The following is a 16,766-nucleotide window of genomic DNA, read 5'->3' as shown; positions in this document are numbered from 1 at the left end:
CCGGCTCCTTTCAAGAACGCTTGCCCACGGTGATGGGCACCTCGCGCAGCTCGCCCGCGCGCAACACCTTCGCCGGGACGGACGTGCCCACCTTGTCGTCGCCCAGGTAGCCCAGCAGGTCCTCCACGCCGCACAGCGTCTGGCCGCCCAGGCTCACCAGCACGTCGCCCATCAGCAGCCCTGCTTGCTGCGCGGGCCCGCTCGGATCCACGGAGAGCAGGATGAGGCCCGCCTTCGTGCCCTCGATTTCGCGCGGCAGGCGCACCGGGTAGGCGCCCACGCCCAGGTAGCCGCGGCGGATGCCTCCGTGCTCGCGCAGCGAGTTCGCCACGCGCGTCAGCGTGCCACCAGGGATGACGACCGCGGCGGTGCGCGAGAAGGCCGCCGTGGGGATGCCCAGGAAGCGGCCCTGCGCGTCCACGAGCGCGCCGCCGGAGAAGCCCGGAGGCAGGTCCGCGTCGGTCTCCAGGTAGCGGTCCACCTGTCCGCCCGCGTGCGTGCGCCAGTTGCCGCCGAACGCGCTGACGATGCCCAGCGTGGCCCGCGCCGTGCGCCCCGGCCGGCCCAGGGCCAGGACGATGTTGCCCACCTTCACGTCATCGAGCGGCGCGGGCGTGAGCGCGGTGAGCCCGGTGGCGTCGGCCTTGAGGAGCGCGAGGTCGGTGCTCGGGTCGCGGCCGATGAGCTCGGCGGACACCGAGCGCCCGTCCGCGAGGCCCACCTGGATGGAGCCCTCGTGTTCGACGGCGTGGCTGGTGGTGAGGATGTGGCCGTCGGCATCCCAGACGACGCCGCTGGCGCCCCGGCGACGGCGGGCCTCGACGCGGACGAGGGAGGGAGCGATGCGCTCGACGACGGTGGAGATGGACTGCGAGAGGGATTGGAGGGTGTCGGTGGACATGGCGTGTTCCTTTCGAGCCAGAAACTAAAGGGCTCGAAAGCGCGCCACATCGGCGGACCGGGCAGGACGGCGACCTCCCCATTCGGGCAGGTCTCCTCTCCGTCGGGTCAGGGGCCTGGCTTTTCGAGCAGCGCGCCACCCGGGCCGAAGCCCAGGGTCAGGCACAGCACGCGGCGCCCCTTCACCTGTGGCGCCCGCCGCGCGGATTCGGCCGCCAGCTCCGCGTCGTTGAGCACGAGCACCGGACCTCCCCTGTCAGGCAGGCCCGCCTGGGCGAGGATGTCGGGGACCAGGGACGCCGCGCCCTCGAAGCCGTAGGTACAACCCCCGGGCATCAGGTGCTCATCCAGCGGACATGGCAATGCCAGACACAGCGCGTCCGGAGGCTCGCCGGTGCCTTCCGCGAGGAACATCCGCAGCGCTCCCGCGATGAACGCCACCGTGTCCCGGATGTGATGTCCATCCGCGGGACGCGGCTGTCCGATGAACAGTGGCGGCAGGGTCTCGAGGTTCCGTTCGACGACGCGCGTGGCGCCGGGACGCGCGAGCTTGATGCTCGTCTGCCCCACGTCCACGCAGAGCGGACTCCGCGCCCCCTTGGCTTCCAGCATGCGCAGCCCCGCGCGCACGGGAGCGAAGCGCGGTGACAACGCGATGTGCACCGGGCAGCGCAGCGACACCGTGGCCTCCCTCAACGCGGCGGGAAAGCCATCCAGCTCCGCGAGTCCTCCACTCAGGTACGCCGCGTCCGGCGCGTGTTTCTTCACCAGCAGGAAGAGCGCTTCCGCCAACGGAAGCATCACGCGGGCAGAGAGCGTGGCACCAGGAACGCCCGCGCGCCGGTCGGCCTCCACCCACGGCGAGCCCAACACCTCCCACAGCTCGCGGCCGAACACGGGCAGGTTCCACACCTCCAGCGAGGTGATCCCCTCGGGGTGGTGCCGGCGAGCATTCCACTTCGAGCGACTCATACCGCGAGCCCGGCGACGCGCTCAGCGGTGGTCCTCGCGCCGTCGTGCGCACGGTAGGAACGGGAGATCTCCGCCACGCGGTCGCGCATCGGGGACTTCGGCTCCAGCAGCTTCGCGATGGCTTCACGGCACGACTCCACCGTGAGGGTCCTCGGGTCCCTGGCGAGCCCCGCTCCGGCCCTCTCCAGGAAGTGCGCCTGCACGGGCTGGTCGTTGCACACGGGCAGCAGCAACATGGGCACGCCCGCCGTCATCGCCTCCATCACGGAGTTGGCGCCACCGTGCGAGATGAACGCCGCCGCGCGCTCCAGCACCTGCCGCTGCGGCGTGTAGCGCACCGCCACCACGTCGCCGGGCAGCGTGCTCGGGAAGTCCGTGTCCGCCAGCTCTCCCGCGCACAACACCAGCGTCACGTCGAACGGCTTCGCGGCCTCCGCGATGAGTCGGAACAGCTCCGGCTGATACGAAATCTGGCTGCCGAAGGACACGTACAGCACCGGCTTGTGGCCCAGGCGCTCCCAGGGGAAGGACACCTCGTCTCCCCGGGGCTCGGGCGGTACGGAGGGGCCCACGAGCAGCGTGTTCGGAGGCACTCCCGCGTCCGGCCCCAGGAACGCCTCGGTGGCGAAGACGATGTTGAGGCGGGGGGACAGGCACTCGCAGGTGCGGAAGCTCGCGTCGAAGCCGTGACGGCGGAACAGCGCCTGACGGTCGTCCCTCAACGCCCCCACGTTGCGCAGCAGGGGAATCTCCGGCCGTGGCTCCAGCAGCGTGAGCGCGGAGGACACGCCCGCCCAGGGGATGCCCTCCAGATGCGCCGCGAGCACCGCCGCGTACTGCATCCCGTCCAAGGCCATCACGTCCGGACGAAAGGCGTGCACCACTTCGCGTACAGGCTCCAGCATCGCGGGGACCGAATCCAGGAGCAGGCCCCGGATCCACTTCCCCAGCGCCACGTCATCGAGCACCAGCTTCGCCAGCGCCTCGCCCCCGGTCTCGATGCCGGGCGGCGCGGCCTCGACGTGCGGCAGGCGCAGCACCTCCACGCCCAGGGCCTCGAGCTGCGGCGCGGGTTCGGGGATGCACAGCCATCCGACGGTGTGGCCCAGGCGGCGCAGCCACTGGGCCACGCCGACCATCGGGTTGAGGTGGCCCTTCTCGGGAGAGGTGGCGATGAGGACTCGGGGCATTCAGGAGGGCGCCTTGGGGTGGACCTGGAGCATGGCCAGGGACACGAGGCGCATCAACAGGCGATCCATCGGTCCTGCCCTCAAGTCATCCGGAGGCAGGCGGGTGTAGCGCTCCAGCAAGCCCCTCACCGCTCGCGAGTCGATGACCTGGAGGGGCTCCAGCCTCTCGGGGGACAGCCACGCGCGATACAGCTCCAGCCAGCGAGAGCGCACCGGACTGGAGAGCGCGGTGTGCCCATACCGGGGCGTCTTGCGCGCGAGGCGGACCTCCTCCGGCACCAGCGACCGCACCGCGTGCCGGAACAGCCACTTGCCGAACCCTTCCCGCAGCAGCACGGACTCCGGCAGGGCCAGCGCCATTCGCGCGAAGCCTTCATCCAGATAGGGCGTGCGGACCGTGAGCCCATGGGCCCGGGCGCCTCGCAGCTCGGGCGGGAGGATGAGCTCGGTCAGCACCCACTTCGCGTAGCGCAGCTCCTCGGAGAGGAGCGCATCCTCCGATGGTAGCTCCCACGGCGCGGCGAGCCCGGTCCCCAGGTTGTCCACAGGGGGGGCGCTTGGGGCGTGATCGCTGTCTTCGCCCTCGGAAACAGCCCTCAAGTTGTCCACAGGCGCGGAGGTCCCGCGACGGGCTCCGGCTTGATCGGCACCCGGGTTCTCCGGCGCCGGTGCTCCCGTGGCCGGCCGCGTGGATGGCTTTGATTCCTGATCGCGATGCGGCGCTCCGTCCCCAGGCCTGTCTGACTTGTCCACAGCCTCCTGGGCCGCTCGGGGGAGGTCCTCATGATCGCGCGAGTCCGCTCGGAACGTCGCCCGCGAGTTATCCACAGCCGCCAGGACCTGCGCGGCCAGGGCCCGGTCCTCGTCTACGCGGGCCTTCGCGGATGCGATGGCGACAGGGTTGCCCCGCAGCACTTCATCCGCCCCCGCGCCGCTCAGGAGGACGGGCCCCGCGCCCTGCCGCCGGGCCTCCAGGTAGAACACGTAGCTGGCCACGGCCCGGGCGTTGAGGATGACGGTCTGGTTGGCGAGGACCGCGTGCTCGAACAGGTCCGGGAGCACGGCGTCCGGGATGAGCACGTCCACCAGCTCCGCACCCGTCACCTTCGCCATCCGCCGTGCGTTGCTCCGCTCCACCGCGTCCGCGAAGTGCACGTCCATGGTCCACGCGCGCACCTTCCCGGGGGCGTGCCGCGCGGCCATCGCGCACAGGGCCGCGCTGTCCACGCCGCCGCTCAGGCTCACTTCATGCGTGCCTGCCTCCACATGCGCTCGCACGGTGTCGGACCAGGCGGACAACAGCCGCGCCGCGAGCCCTTCCTCATCCCGTGTCTCCGCTTCCCGGAGGACTCGAGGCAGCGCCACCCCGATGGGCTCCACTTCCGGCCGCAAAGGCGTGTTGGACGCACGGGCATGGCGCAGCAGGTCGCTCACCGCCCGAGGAACCAGGCCGCGCGCGGGAGCCCTGCGTGAAGGCGACGCCTTGGGATCGCGGGTCGGCATGGAGCCGCATCATAAAGGCGATGGCTCGCCGTATCAGGAGGAAGCTGGGGGACGGTGACGGTCCTCCGGGGAGGGTGGACTATCCTCCCGGGAAACACTTCGCTTCAGATGAGCAGGGAAGGGCGGGACATGCGGGAGGCTGCGATGGACGTCGTGTTGCGGGAGCTCTTCGGACTGGAGTCCTTCCGGCCCGGACAGCGCGAGGTGATCACGGCGTTGCTCGAGCCCCATGGCTCCGCGCTCGCGGTATTCCCCACGGGGGGGGGCAAGTCGCTGTGCTACCAGCTCCCCGCGCTGCTCCTCGAAGGGCTCACGGTGGTGGTGTCACCGCTCATCGCGTTGATGAAGGATCAGATCGACGCGCTGGAGCGGCGGGGCATCCGCGCTGCTCGACTGGACTCGTCCCTGTCGCTGGAGGAGTCCCGCGAGGTGACGGAGTCCCTGCGCGACGGAACGCTGAAGCTCCTCTACGTGGCCCCGGAGCGCTTCAACAACGAGCGCTTCATGGGGCTCTTGAGCGAGCTGCCCATCTCCCTCTTCGCGGTGGACGAAGCGCACTGCGTCTCCGAGTGGGGCCACAACTTCCGGCCGGACTACCTCAAGCTCGCGCAGGCGGCCCGCACGCTCCAGGCCGAGCGCATCCTGGCGCTCACCGCCACGGCCACGCCGCAGGTGGTGCACGACATCTGCGAGGGCTTCGGCATCCCGGAGTCACACGCGGTCGTCACCGGCTTCTACCGGAACAACCTCACGCTGGAGACCACCCCCACGGGCCCGGAGGCACGCGATGCCCTGCTGGTGGAGCGGCTCAAGTCGCGGCCACCTGGCACCACCATCGTCTACGTGACGCTGCAGAAGACGGCGGAGCGCGTGGCGGCGCTGCTGAGCGCGGAGGGCCTGCCCGCGAGCGCCTATCACGCGGGGCTCGAAGCCGAGGAGCGCGAGCGGGTGCAGGATGCGTGGACCCGCTCCGCGAAGGGCATCGTCGTGGCGACCATCGCGTTCGGGATGGGCATCGACAAGGCGGACGTGCGCGCCGTGTACCACTACAACCTGCCCAAGGGCCTGGAGAGCTACAGCCAGGAGATCGGCCGCGCGGGCCGTGACGGCAAGCCGTCCGTGGTGGAGTTGCTCGCGTGTCCGGACGACGTGCCCACGCTGGAGAACTTCGCGCTCGGGGACACGCCGCTGCCGGAGGCACTGGCTGCGCTGGTGAAGGAGCTGCTGTCCTCGGGACCCGAGCTGCACCTGGACCTGTACGCGCTGGGCAACCGCCACGACCTGCGGCCCCTGGTGCTGCGCACGGCGCTGACGTACCTGGAGCTGGAGGGGGTGCTGCGCCAGGGCACGCCGTACTACGCGGGCTACAAGGTGCAGCCCGCGGGCTCGGTGGATGCGCTCGTAGGGAAGTTCCAGGGCGAGCGTGCCCGCTTCGTGAAGGACCTGTTCGCGCAAGCGAAGAAGGGACGCACCTGGTACACGTTCGACCCCACCGAGGTCGCGAAGGCGCTGGGCCAGCCGCGAGACCGGGTGGTGAAGGCGCTCGATTACTTCCAGGAGCAGGGCTACGCGGAGGTGCAGGTGGCCGAGCCGCGCCAGCGCTACACGCGGCTGCGCGAGCACGAGGACGCGAAGGCGCTCGTGGCCCTGTTGCAGGGGCGCTTCCAGAAGCGCGAAGCCCAGGAGGTGTCGCGGGTGCGCGATGTCCTCCGGCTCGTCACGCACGACGGCTGCCAGAGCAACGCGCTGGTGGCCCACTTCGGTGAGCAGCGTGAAGCGCCTTGCGGCCACTGCACCTGGTGCCGCACGGGCGTGGCGCGCGTGCTGCCACCGCCGTATCCCCGGCCGGAGCTGCGGGAACAGTTGGAGGTGGCCACGGTCCGGTCGCTGATGGCGAAGCACCCGGAGGCGCTGGGGCATCCCCGGCAGGCGGCCCGCTTCCTCTGCGGCCTCAGCAGCCCCGCGCTCTCCAAGGCGAAGCTCAGCGGGCACAAGCTCTTCGGCACCCTGGCCGAGTATCCGTTCGCCCAGGTGCTGGCGTTCTGTGCGGCGCGGTGAACCTCCAGCCCCGGCGCATGGAGAGGGATACGGGCCCCAGGGCTGGGGGGGGCGGTTAGACTCCCGCCCCGTGCGCTACGAGCTCCACGACAGCCGCGTCCTCACCTGGTCCCTGGAGACGCACGTCACCACGCACTGCAACCTGCGCTGCGCGCAGTGCTGCCCGCTGTCGCCGCACCTGCCCGCGTGGGCCGTGTCACCGCAAGCGCTCGCCGAGGACCTGCGCCGCCTGTCGCGCGTGCTCAAGCCCAACGTCTTCAAGCTCACCGGCGGTGAGCCCTTCCTCCATCCGGATCTGCCCGCCGTACTGGACGTGGTGCGCGCCTCTGGCCTCTCCGAACAGGTGTCCGTCACCACCAACGGCTTCCTCGCCCAGAGCGCCCCCGACGCCGTGTACGAACGGCTCGACCGGATGACCCTGTCGTTCTACACGTCCGCGCCCCTGCCCGAGCGCTCCATCGCCCGCATCACCGAACGCTGCGACCGGCACGGCGTCCACCTCACGGTGAAGGCCATCGACCGCTTCCAGCGCATCACCCCGGACGCGCCGCTCGCGTCCGACGCGGAGGTCCAGGACGTCTTCGCGAAGTGCTGGCTCAAGCAGCGCTGCCACCTGGTCCACCAGGGCCGCTTCTACCTCTGCACCCGGCCGCCCCACGTCGCCACCGTCCTCGCCGCGGAGCACCCGCACCTGCCCTCGCTCGCGGAGCGCGACAGCGTGTCGCTCGATGAGCCGGACCTGCTCACCCGCCTGCTGGCCTACCTGGAGCGGGACGCGCCGCTCGCCACCTGCCGCCACTGCCTGGGGTCCAGTGGCCCCTGGGAACCCCACGCGCAGCTGCCGCGTGTCCGCGCCGCGACCTGATCAGGGCGCCGGGGCCCCAGCCTCCGCGGATGGCTGGGGCAGGGGCAGCTCCACGGTGAAGATGGAGCCCTGGCCCAGGCGGCTCTCCACGTGCACCGTGCCGCCCATGGCCTCCACCAGCGTGCGGGTGATGTAGAGGCCCAGGCCCAGGCCGCCGTAGTGCCGGTCGCTCACTGCTCGCTCGAAGCGGCCGAAGAGGCGCGGCAGCGACTCCTCCGCGATGCCGATGCCCTGGTCCCGCACCGTGAGCGCCGCCTTGCCGTTTCGCGTCTCCAGGCGGACCTGGATGGGGCGCCCCTGGCCGTACTTGATGGCGTTGTCCACCAGGTTCACCACCACCTGCTCCAGGCGCGGCCGGTCCCAGATGCCCACCATCACGGCGCCCTCGCACTCCAACTGGAGCGCGGAGCCGGTGCGCGCGGCGGGGCCCTCGTAGGCGGCCACCACGTCTCGCACCAGCTCCACCAGGTCCACGGGCGCGCACTCCAGCGACAACCGTCCGGCCGCGATGCGCGACACGTCCAGCAGGTCGTTCACCAGCTCCGCCAGCTTCTTCAGCTGCCGCGAGCCCACGTCCAGGTATCGCTCCACCAGCTCCCGCGGCACCGGGCCGGGGGTGCGGTCCAGCTCGCGCCGCAGCGCCTGCAGCTTGAGGTTGAGCGGCGTGAGCGGCGTCTTCAATTCGTGGCTCGCGATGCCCAGGAACTCGTCGCGCAGGTGCACCGCTTCGCGCGCCTCGCGGTACAGCCTCGCGTTCTCCATGGAGAGCGCGGCGCGGTTGGCCAGCTCCTGGAGGAAGGGCAGGTCCGCGGCCGTGTAGCTCCGGCCGGAGCGGTGCGTGGTGACATAGCTGAGCAGCCCCAGCAAACGCTCCCCGGCCACCAGCGGCACCACCACCAGCGAACGGATGCGCAGCTGCCGGAGCAACGCGATGCGCTCCGGGTCCTTCGTGAGCTGCGGGAGGAGGTCGTCGCTGAAGTTCTCGATGAAGAAGGGCTGGCCGTGCAGCAGCGGGACCGTGCCGACCAGTTGGGAGAGGCCCGACACGTACGTCATGCGCAGTCGCAGCGGCTCCGCGAGCGACGCCGGCTCCGTGTCCGCGTGCTCCACCTCCATGCGCTGGAAGGAGCCGTCCTCCAGCGCCGAGTCGATGAGACACCAGTCCGCCAGCGTGGGCACCGCGAGGCGCACCACGTTGTGCACCGTGGCGTGATAGTCCAGCGACGTGGCCAGGAAGGAGCTGGCCCCCGCGAGGATGCGCAGGTGCTCCTCGTTGTGCGACAGCTCGCGCGCCAGCTGCTCCGCCCGCGCGCGGGCGCGCACCACGTCCGTCATGTCGAAGCCGAAGCCGGCGATGCCGTCCACCTGCCCGTGCATGTCGTGCGTGGGCGTGTACGTGACGTCGAAGATGTACTCGCGGATGGAGCCATCCGGCTGCGGCAGCTTGAGGTGCACCTCCCGGCCCACGAAGGCCTCTCCCGTCGTGTAGACCTGGTCGAGGATGCGAGCCACCTGCTCCGCTTCCTCCCTCGGACCCACCTCGCGCGCGGGCAGGCCCAGGATCCGCTCCGGATTGCCCAGCAGCGCGGAGTTGAGGGGGTTGGACAGCTCGAAGACGTGCTGGGGGCCGCGGAAGATGGCCAGGTGCGCGGGGGCGTGCATGAACAGCTCATGCAGGCGCGCGCGTTCGTACTCGGCGGCGGCGCGGGAGGCGCGCTCACGCTCCAGCAGGTCCGCTCGCTCCGCGTTCGCCCTGCGCAGGCGCGCGTTCAGCGTCATCGCGAACAGGCACAGCGCGAGGAAGAAGAGCAGCGGGACGAGGGTGCCCGGCGCCAGCCGCCATTCATCCAGGGGTTGCAGGAAGAAGTACTGCACCAGGAGCAGCGACAGCCCGGTGGTCACGAGCCCCGGTCCCCAGCCTCCCCGCCAGCTGGAGAACACGACGGCGGCGAAGAAGGCCAGGTACGGGGTGTTCACCATGAAGGGCCACAGGGCCCTCTGGACGACGAAGGCCACCCCCACGCTCACCACGGCCAGCGCGTAGCGCACCCATGCGGGGCCCTCCTCCTTCCGGAGCACCCGAGGCGTGTCCGGAGGCCCGGGAGAAGGCGGCGCCGGAGGATGCGGCGGGGCGGATGGGATGGGGGCATTCATGGATGCGCGGGGCGGATGGGCCTGCGGGGCCTCCGTCAGCGTGCCTCCTTCTGCTTGTCTGCCTGGACGAAGCCCTGCATGGCGGTGGGGTAGCGCTCGCCCGCGGCCACGCCCGGTGGCGCGATGGCTTCGATGTCCGCCAGGTCCTTCTGCGTGAGCTTCACGTTCAGCGCGCCCAGGTTGTCGTCCAGGTACTTGCGGCGCTTGGTGCCGGGGATGGGGACCACGTCCTCGCCGCGCGACAGCACCCAGGCGAGCGCGAGCTGCGCGGGCGTGCACCCCTTCTGCGTCGCGAGCCGGTCGATGTGCTCCACCAGCTTCAGGTTGCGCTGGAAGTTCTCCCCCTGGAAGCGGGGCGAGTGGCGGCGGTAGTCGTCCTCCGGCAGGTCCTCGAAGCGCTTGAACTGGCCGGTGAGGAAGCCGCGGCCCAGCGGGCTGTAGGGCACGAAGCCCACGCCCAGCTCGCGGCACGTCTGGAGCACGCCGTCCTCCGGATCGCGGCTCCACAGCGAGTACTCCGACTGGAGCGCGGTGATGGGGTGCACGGCGCACGCGCGGCGCAGCGTCTCCGAGTTCACCTCCGACAGCCCCAGGAAGCGCACCTTGCCGGCCTTCACCAGGTCCGCCATCGCGCCCACCGTGTCCTCGATGGGCGTCTTCGGATCCACCCGGTGCAGGTAGTACAGGTCGATGACGTCCATTCCCAGGCGCTTCAGGCTCGCGTCGCACGCCTGCTTCACGTACTCAGGCCGGCCGTTGACGCCGCGCGACTGGGGATTGGCCGGGTCGCGCACGAGGCCGAACTTCGTGGCCAGGACGATGCGCTGGCGGTGGGGGCCCAGCACGCGGCCCACCAGCTCCTCGTTGCGGCCGGGGCCGTAGGCGTCCGCCGTGTCGAAGAAGGTGATGCCCCGCTCCAGCGCATGGAGCAGCGTGGCCTCCGACTCCGCGTCGTCACGGCCCGCGTAGAAGTCCGACATGCCCATGCAGCCCAGGCCCAGCGCCGAAACGGTGAGGCCCTGCCTGCCCAGCTTCCGAGTCTCCATGTGACCTCCGTGCGGGTGCACTTCCCCAGGGAGAATCTTCACGCGGGGCGCGGGAATCCAGGGCAAACGGCCGGGCGGAGGCCCGGCTCATCCAGGAGGCGCCAGCTCGCAGCGGAAGGGGAGCGGCTTGGCGGCCGGTGCCAGCCCCCCCGCCACGGGAGCGGCCTCCACCACGGGCGCTTCCCACCCCAGGTTGCGCAGCGCCGCGGTGAGCCGCTCGCACAGCGCCGCCACGCCGTCCGGGGGCGCGCCTGACAGCTCCAGCGTGAAGCGCTCGCGCGTCACCTGCGTCAGCCGGAACGCGCGCAGCGGATGATGCTTGAACACCCAGGCCAGCGACCACGCGTCCACCGCGCGCCCCGAGGGCGTATGGAACGCGCAGGCCCCGCGTCCACCGAACCCCGTCAGCGTCCAGCCGTGGAAGCCGCAGGCGCACGCGTCGCGCCGCACGGTGCCGGTGTCTCCGGGCCGGTAGCGCAGGAGCGGCAGCACGCTGGGCCGCAGCCGCGTCACCACCACCTCGTCCCCGTCCGGCTCCAACCAGACGTCCGGCGTGAGCACGTGGAAGCGGCCCGGGTTCGCGTCCTCCAGGCACTCCCACGCGAGCGGTCCCGTCTCCATGGCGGCGTAGTAGTTGAGGAGGGGCACGCCGCGCTCCCGCCTCCACGCCTCGCGCAGCGTCCGCGGCAGGTGCTGCGCGGAGGTGAGCGCCAGCCGGGGCGAGGGCACCTCCGGATGGGCCAGGAGCCACCGCAGCCCCTCCGGGTCGGAGAAGACGACCGAGGCCTTCACCCGCTGGAGGCGCGCCGCGGCGTCGTCGCGCAGCACGGAGACGCGGTGCAGGGCGCCGTCGTGGAACAGCGGCAGGCGCACGGAGTACTCCAGGCCTCCCGGCAGCGCGTCCAGCAACACCACGCGCGGACGCGGGGGCGGCGCGGTGCGGGTGCGCTCGGTGAAGAAGCGGAGCACGGCCCACATGAGCAGGCAGTCTCGCCGGTCCCGCAGCACGTTCACCGGGTCGCCGGTGGTGCCGGAGCTCCTCACCACCACGCATTCGTCGGACGTGGCGGGCAGCACGGGCACGTCCTCCCAGTGGCGCGCGAGCGTGGCGCGGTCCAGCGCGGGGAAGTGCCGCAGGTCCTCCAGGCGGCGCAGGTCCCCCGGGTGCAGGCCGGACTCGCGCAGCACGCGCACGTAGTAGGGCGAGCCCCGGAGCGCTTCGCGCAAGGCCGGCAGGCGCGCTTCCAATTCCGCGCGGGCGGCGGCTTCGTCCACCGTGGCCACTCCGCGCGCCAGGCCCTCCGCCACGTCCAGCGCCCAGGGCAGGTGCGGGCGCTGCGTGTGGCTGTCGCGGCGGATGCGGGCCTTGGGCGCGACCCCGAGCGTCACTCGCGCCAGCCCCGGGCCTCGGCTTCCTTGCGCTGGGCCTCTTCGAGCATCTGCTGGCGCCGGTCCGCCTCCTTCTTGCGCGCCTCCTCCACCTTGCGCAGGTCCGTCACGGCCTGCCGGTAGTCCAGGTCCTTGAGGCGGCGCCTCGACTCGGCCTCTGTCTCGCCCTCGATGTCCGCGCCCAGGGCCGCCAGCCACTTGCGCAGGAACTCCTCCTGGCGGAAGGCGTTGGAGCGCACCATCTCCGCGGTGAGCGGGTGCACCTCCTCGAAGAACTGCTGGAGCCGCGCCTGCGGGGTGCGGTCCGGGCCGAGGTAGAGCGCCGTCTTCTTGCGCAGGTCCGAGGACACCAGCACGTGCGCGAGCATGCCCACCTGTTCGCGGAACAGCGGGTTCTTCAGGCGCTGCTCCAGCTTCTCCCACTCTGCCTCGGACGGGGGGCGCTGGCTGGCCATGCGGAAGGTGTCGCAGACGATGGCCACCGCCAGGTCATACGGATACGGCGACACGATGGGCGTGGCCGCGAGCTGCTCACGGAGGTGGGGAATCGAGACGGCCATCATTTCTCCAACAGGGCATCGGCCAGCGCCGCGGCGGCACGGCCAAAGTCAGACATCCATTGCACGGTGGCGATCCGGAAGCGCGGGCTCCCCACCACCGGCGCCAAAGCCTGCCGCGCGGCGGCGTCGTCCGGTAGCGCGAGGAAGGCCACCACCCGGCGCGAGCGCTCCATCGCGCGGGCGAACCCCGGCAGCGCTCCCTCCTGCCGCATGTTGTGCAGGAAGTCGCTGTCGGAGATGACGACCCGCAGCGCGTCCGGCTCCTCTTGGGACAGCTCCTCCATCACCTCCACCGGGAACCACGTCCCTCCGCCGATGTAGTGGAAGAAGAAGTCGCGCGCCGTCTCCTCGTCGTACATCCACGGGGACACGATGGGGTTGTCCGCCGAGTAGACGATGCCGCGCACCCGGGCGCCCTTGCGCAGCGCGGAGGCCGACAGCACCTGCGCGGCCAGCGTCATCGCGTTGAGCTGCTGCTCCGGGTTGGGCATGGAGCCGCTGGTGTCCAGGTAGATTTCGAGCGCGGGCACGCCCAGCTCCGACGGCGGCGGCAGGTCCGCCTCCAGCTCGCGGCGCAGCGGGGACACCGCGGCGAGCGGGCCCTGCGAAATCACCGTGAGCGTCCAGTCGATGGTGGACGGGTCGTCGCCGTACTCCCACGCCTCCGGAATCGTGCGCAGGTAGGGCTCAGGCTTCGCGGGTGAGGCGGGCAGCTTGAGGATGTACTGGTCCACCAGCCGCCGGTAGTACCGGGCCACCAGCGCCCGCCGCAGCCTGCCGCCATCCTTGCCGGGCAGGTGCGCCGTCACGCGGCGGATGGTCTCCAGCGGATCCGACTCCTTCGTGTCGTGCGAGTCGTCCAGCCAGCCCTTCGCGCGGGCCTCGTCCAGCACGTCCCCCCACCGCTCGCCGGACTGCACCGCCGCGTCCAGGTCGCCCTCGTCCGGAGGGGAGATGTCTCCGCCCATGGGCAGGCAGAAGGCCACTTCAGAGGGCACGTCGATGAAGCGGATGAACGTGGCGCAGAAGTAGAGGAACTGCAGGCGCGGGTCGGGCAGCGCGTAGAAGGTCTGCACGAACATGCGCGCCTGCGCGCGGAAGCCCGGGTAGGCCTCCTCCAGCTTCGGCAGCAGGTCCTCGGGCACCAGGTATCCGGGCTCGCGGCGCCACAGCTCCTCGTAGATGGCCAGGTAGAAGCAGAACAGCGGGGATGGGCCTCCCGTGCCGCCATCCTTCTTCTTTCGCGGGTCCTTGTTCTTCTCTCGCCCGTCGGGCGTGCGCAGGAAGCCCCGGTACACCTGGCACAGCGCTTCCGCGTGGGTGCGGCCCACGAACTCATTCACCTGGAGGTCGAAGAACAGGTTGGTGAGCGACTGGCCCAGGCCGGGGATGAGGCGCTGCTCCATCACGCGCAGCTCCGCGTCCCAGCCCAGCGTGTGCGGGAAGCGCACGTGGTGGCCAATCTCGTGGGCCAGCACGGCGGTGAGGCTGTCGCGCGCGCCCATGCGGACGAGCAGGTCGAAGTGGACGAACACCTGCCGGCGCACCAGGTCGATGTACGCGAGCGGTTCATCCGGCGCGGCCTCGCCGGGAGGGAAGGGCTGGTGCGGTTCGGGCGGGCTCAGCTGCACGTGCACGTCCCACAGCGCCAGCGCGTCGCGCCAGCACCGCTCTACATCCTCTGGCGTGAAGGCCGCGCCCGCGCTCATGTCGGCAGGATGACCGCCAGCCACTGGGACGTCTGCATCGTGGCCACCGCGCGCCATTCGTTGTGAAGGGTGCTGTACCAGTCCCCCGCGCGAGGGTCTCGCTGCGCCAGCGAGGTGAGCGCCTTGGAGGGCTTGCCCGTCGCGGGCTCCAGCCGCTCGGTGCAGCCCATGGAGCCCAGGAGCACGGGCTTCTCCACCAGCCACACGCCCTGCGTGGCCGCGTCGCGTCCGCCCGCGGCGGTGGCGCGGTGGCGGTCGTGCACGCAGACGATGGCGGGCGCCAGGAAGTGCATCTCCCCGGGCATGAAGCGCGCGTCCTCCTGGGACAGGTCCACCCACTTCGCGGTGGACGTGTCGCCCAGCGCCTGGGTGGGAGGCTCCATCGCCGCGTTGGCGATGCCGTGCAGGTGGCCCTCCAGGTTCTCCAGCGAGGTCAGCTTCGCGCCCAGGCGGCAGAACAGCCGCTGCACCCAGGGCGGCGCGGACTCCAGGTTCTCGCTGAGGTTCCACATGCGCGCGAGCGCCCGGGCCTGCTCCTCCTGGCGCAGGGCCGGCAACAGGCGCGGCAGCAGCTCCCGCCACGCGAGCGTGAAGAAGTTCTCCCGCCCGGCGGACTCCGGGTACAGGTAGCCCAGCCCGATGCCCTCCGCGCCCAGGCGCATGTAGTTGCGCAGCACCTCCTCGCCGGCAGCGGCGTCACCGCTGGCCAGTCCCCGGCCCATGCGGACCACGGGCCCGTTGAGGAAGGCGCTCCACAGCGCGCGGTCCCAGCGCACGAACCGGCCGCGGGCTTCGTTCTCCAGGTCCTTGACGAAATCGCTCATGGCTGCCCCTGACCGCCCGGGTTCTCCTTCAGCCACGTCGCGTAGTTGCGGTAGCGGCTGTAGAGGGACTTCAAGTGGATGAGGTCCTCGTACACCGGGCCGGACAACTCCTGGCGGGTCATCAGTTCGTTCATCAGCGCGGTGACGGTGGACAGGCGCTTCTCCGTGGTGCGCAGGTCCACGCCGGACAGGCCCTGGTCCAGCTCGGTGCGCAGGGCTGCGACCTTCTGGCGCACGGGCGCGTGGGTGCCGTAGCGGGCCATGGCCATGTCGAACATGTTGCGGATCCACGCCACGCGGTCCTGGAGCAGCATCTTGTTGCCCTTCACCTCGAAGAAGGGGCTGCGCGCGTTGGGGGTGAGCTTCTCGTGCAGCACCCAGGGGATGATCTGCCGGAAGTCCTCCAGCTCCGCCACGCGGTGGCCGCGGAAGAACGCGAGCGCCTTCGCGAAGTGGAGGATGGTCTGATACGCGCGCACGCTGGTGCCGTTCTCCGTCTGCGTGCAGAGGTGCACCTTCTTGTCCAGCGGGCACTGCTCGTTGCACACGGCGGACACGGTCTGCCCGGCCAGCTTCAGCGTGTCCTTGTGCTTGAACTCGAAGCGCGGAGACGCCATGCGGCAGAAGTCCAGCTGGCCCAGGAAGAAGGCCACGCGCTCCAGCACGCCCTTGGGCACCTCCACGGCGAGGATGGCGTTGTAGGCCTTCTCCAGCTCGCCGGGCGTGAAGACGATGTCCTTGGGGAGCAGCTCCTCCGGGGACTTGTCGGACTCGATGCGCTGGAGCAGCGTGTCCACGAAGCCGGAGTTGAAGGGCACGGCGCGCACGACGACGTCCAGGCGGTCCTTGAGCGCCTCGATGACCTGGAACGTGCCGCCGCCCTGGTCGTCGTTGGCGGTGAGGAACCAGGACGAGCGGCCGGTGTAGACGTACTGGTCCATCATCTCCGCGTAGCCCTCGCCCAACAGCGACAGCAGGGCGGACTGGGTCTTGGTGGGGATGCGGTTGTATTCGTCGACAATCTTCACGCGCTGGCCAATCCACTTGCGCCAGCTGACCTTCACGGCGGACAGGTCCTCCGCCTTGAGCATGTCGGACGGCAGCGGCGCGCCGAGCAGGTCCGCGATGGACAGCTGCGGATGTCCGCGCTGGATGCCCCGGTGCACGTCCTCGCGGCCCATGCCGGAGAGCAGGGCCATGAGGATGGCGGAGGTGGTCTTCCCGCGGCCCGGGCCGCCCACGAGCAGCGCGCGGCGGCAGGTGAAGAGGGTGAGCAGCGGGATGAGGACGAAGGAGCTGTAGCTCATGTCCTCCGGGAGGTGGACCTCGTCCCCGGCGGTGTTCTTGAGCGCGGCGCTGCCGCCGAACTCGATGTCGTAGTAGGGGCAGATGACGGCGTTGTTGGTGATCCACCAATACGCCTGCCGCATCTTGTCGTGGAGGCTGCCGCCGTCGCGCTCGGAGAGGTGGACGCTGAGGCCCTTGTCCGCCGACGCGCGCCCGGTGAGCAGGCGCGAGACCCAATCCTGGTTGGCCATGGAGGCGCGGAGTGTAGCAGCGGGAGGGTGAGGCGGGTGTGCGCTGGATGGGTGCTCC

13 protein-coding genes are annotated in these 16,766 nt (G+C 70.9%); 2 read left to right on the top strand and 11 right to left on the bottom strand.

Annotation, left to right across the window (positions count from 1 at the left end; all coding sequences use genetic code 11):
- Window positions 1–10: 10 nt before the first annotated feature.
- The 4 genes from KYK13_RS37090 to KYK13_RS37075 all read right to left on the bottom strand — a co-directional run bounded on the left by KYK13_RS37090 (window position 11) and on the right by KYK13_RS37075 (window position 4,565).
- Window positions 11–901, bottom strand: coding sequence for a S1C family serine protease (locus KYK13_RS37090; RefSeq protein ID WP_223639786.1), 891 nt, complete (start codon window positions 899–901; stop codon window positions 11–13).
- 107 nt (window positions 902–1,008) lie between these two features.
- The gene (locus tag KYK13_RS37085; protein WP_223639783.1) at window positions 1,009–1,872 is read right to left on the bottom strand and encodes an ROK family protein; all 864 of its coding nucleotides are present in this window, start codon (window positions 1,870–1,872) and stop codon (window positions 1,009–1,011) included.
- Window positions 1,869–3,062 (bottom strand): glycosyltransferase, encoded by a 1,194-nt coding sequence (locus KYK13_RS37080; protein WP_223639780.1) that lies wholly within the window; start codon window positions 3,060–3,062, stop codon window positions 1,869–1,871. The genes KYK13_RS37085 and KYK13_RS37080 overlap by 4 nt, the downstream gene beginning before the upstream one ends.
- A complete protein-coding gene (locus KYK13_RS37075) occupies window positions 3,063–4,565 on the bottom strand; it encodes an asparagine synthase-related protein (RefSeq protein ID WP_223639776.1) in 1,503 nt (500 codons plus the stop codon). It abuts the gene before it with no gap.
- Between the two features lie 144 nt (window positions 4,566–4,709).
- On the opposite strand from KYK13_RS37075, the gene KYK13_RS37070 reads away from it, so the two are divergent.
- Both KYK13_RS37070 and KYK13_RS37065 read left to right on the top strand, forming a co-directional pair.
- Window positions 4,710–6,623: a RecQ family ATP-dependent DNA helicase gene (locus tag KYK13_RS37070; protein WP_223639773.1), complete on the top strand. Its 1,914-nt coding sequence runs from the start codon at window positions 4,710–4,712 to the stop codon at window positions 6,621–6,623.
- A gap of 70 nt (window positions 6,624–6,693) precedes the next feature.
- Entirely contained in the window at window positions 6,694–7,488 is a 795-nt protein-coding gene (locus KYK13_RS37065; RefSeq protein WP_223639771.1) for a radical SAM protein, read from the top strand.
- Here the strand turns inward: KYK13_RS37065 and KYK13_RS37060 are convergent, their stop codons facing one another.
- The 7 genes from KYK13_RS37060 to KYK13_RS37030 all read right to left on the bottom strand — a co-directional run bounded on the left by KYK13_RS37060 (window position 7,489) and on the right by KYK13_RS37030 (window position 16,708).
- Entirely contained in the window at window positions 7,489–9,537 is a 2,049-nt protein-coding gene (locus KYK13_RS37060) for an ATP-binding protein (RefSeq protein ID WP_223639768.1), read from the bottom strand.
- A 140-nt stretch (window positions 9,538–9,677) separates the two neighbouring features.
- On the bottom strand, window positions 9,678–10,688 hold the full coding sequence (locus KYK13_RS37055; protein WP_223639765.1) for an aldo/keto reductase: 1,011 nt from the start codon (window positions 10,686–10,688) through the stop codon (window positions 9,678–9,680).
- An 87-nt stretch (window positions 10,689–10,775) separates the two neighbouring features.
- The gene (locus KYK13_RS37050) at window positions 10,776–12,077 is read right to left on the bottom strand and encodes an AMP-binding protein (RefSeq protein WP_223639762.1); all 1,302 of its coding nucleotides are present in this window, start codon (window positions 12,075–12,077) and stop codon (window positions 10,776–10,778) included.
- Window positions 12,074–12,637 (bottom strand): hypothetical protein, encoded by a 564-nt coding sequence (locus KYK13_RS37045; protein WP_223639760.1) that lies wholly within the window; start codon window positions 12,635–12,637, stop codon window positions 12,074–12,076. The genes KYK13_RS37050 and KYK13_RS37045 overlap by 4 nt, the downstream gene beginning before the upstream one ends.
- A complete protein-coding gene (locus KYK13_RS37040; RefSeq protein ID WP_223639756.1) occupies window positions 12,637–14,346 on the bottom strand; it encodes a M48 family metalloprotease in 1,710 nt (569 codons plus the stop codon). The genes KYK13_RS37045 and KYK13_RS37040 overlap by 1 nt, the downstream gene beginning before the upstream one ends.
- Window positions 14,343–15,170: a hypothetical protein gene (locus KYK13_RS37035; protein WP_223639754.1), complete on the bottom strand. Its 828-nt coding sequence runs from the start codon at window positions 15,168–15,170 to the stop codon at window positions 14,343–14,345. The genes KYK13_RS37040 and KYK13_RS37035 overlap by 4 nt, the downstream gene beginning before the upstream one ends.
- Window positions 15,167–16,708, bottom strand: coding sequence for a MoxR family ATPase (locus tag KYK13_RS37030; RefSeq protein WP_223639751.1), 1,542 nt, complete (start codon window positions 16,706–16,708; stop codon window positions 15,167–15,169). The genes KYK13_RS37035 and KYK13_RS37030 overlap by 4 nt, the downstream gene beginning before the upstream one ends.
- Window positions 16,709–16,766 lie beyond the last annotated feature (58 nt).

It is taken from the genome of Corallococcus sp. EGB, assembly GCF_019968905.1.
GTDB lineage: Bacteria > Myxococcota > Myxococcia > Myxococcales > Myxococcaceae > Corallococcus.
The sequence above is the reverse complement of the archived record's forward strand: the minus strand, read 5'-3'. Positions and strand labels throughout refer to the sequence as shown.

Coding starts and splice junctions, on each gene's coding strand:
- KYK13_RS37090 (WP_223639786.1), bottom strand. CDS start 901: ATGTCCACCGACACCCTCCAATCCCTCTCGCAGTCCATCTCCACCGTC.
- KYK13_RS37085 (WP_223639783.1), bottom strand. CDS start 1,872: ATGAGTCGCTCGAAGTGGAATGCTCGCCGGCACCACCCCGAGGGGATC.
- KYK13_RS37080 (WP_223639780.1), bottom strand. CDS start 3,062: ATGCCCCGAGTCCTCATCGCCACCTCTCCCGAGAAGGGCCACCTCAAC.
- KYK13_RS37075 (WP_223639776.1), bottom strand. CDS start 4,565: ATGCCGACCCGCGATCCCAAGGCGTCGCCTTCACGCAGGGCTCCCGCG.
- KYK13_RS37070 (WP_223639773.1), top strand. CDS start 4,710: ATGGACGTCGTGTTGCGGGAGCTCTTCGGACTGGAGTCCTTCCGGCCC.
- KYK13_RS37055 (WP_223639765.1), bottom strand. CDS start 10,688: ATGGAGACTCGGAAGCTGGGCAGGCAGGGCCTCACCGTTTCGGCGCTG.
- KYK13_RS37045 (WP_223639760.1), bottom strand. CDS start 12,637: ATGGCCGTCTCGATTCCCCACCTCCGTGAGCAGCTCGCGGCCACGCCC.
- KYK13_RS37040 (WP_223639756.1), bottom strand. CDS start 14,346: ATGAGCGCGGGCGCGGCCTTCACGCCAGAGGATGTAGAGCGGTGCTGG.
- KYK13_RS37035 (WP_223639754.1), bottom strand. CDS start 15,170: ATGAGCGATTTCGTCAAGGACCTGGAGAACGAAGCCCGCGGCCGGTTC.
- KYK13_RS37030 (WP_223639751.1), bottom strand. CDS start 16,708: ATGGCCAACCAGGATTGGGTCTCGCGCCTGCTCACCGGGCGCGCGTCG.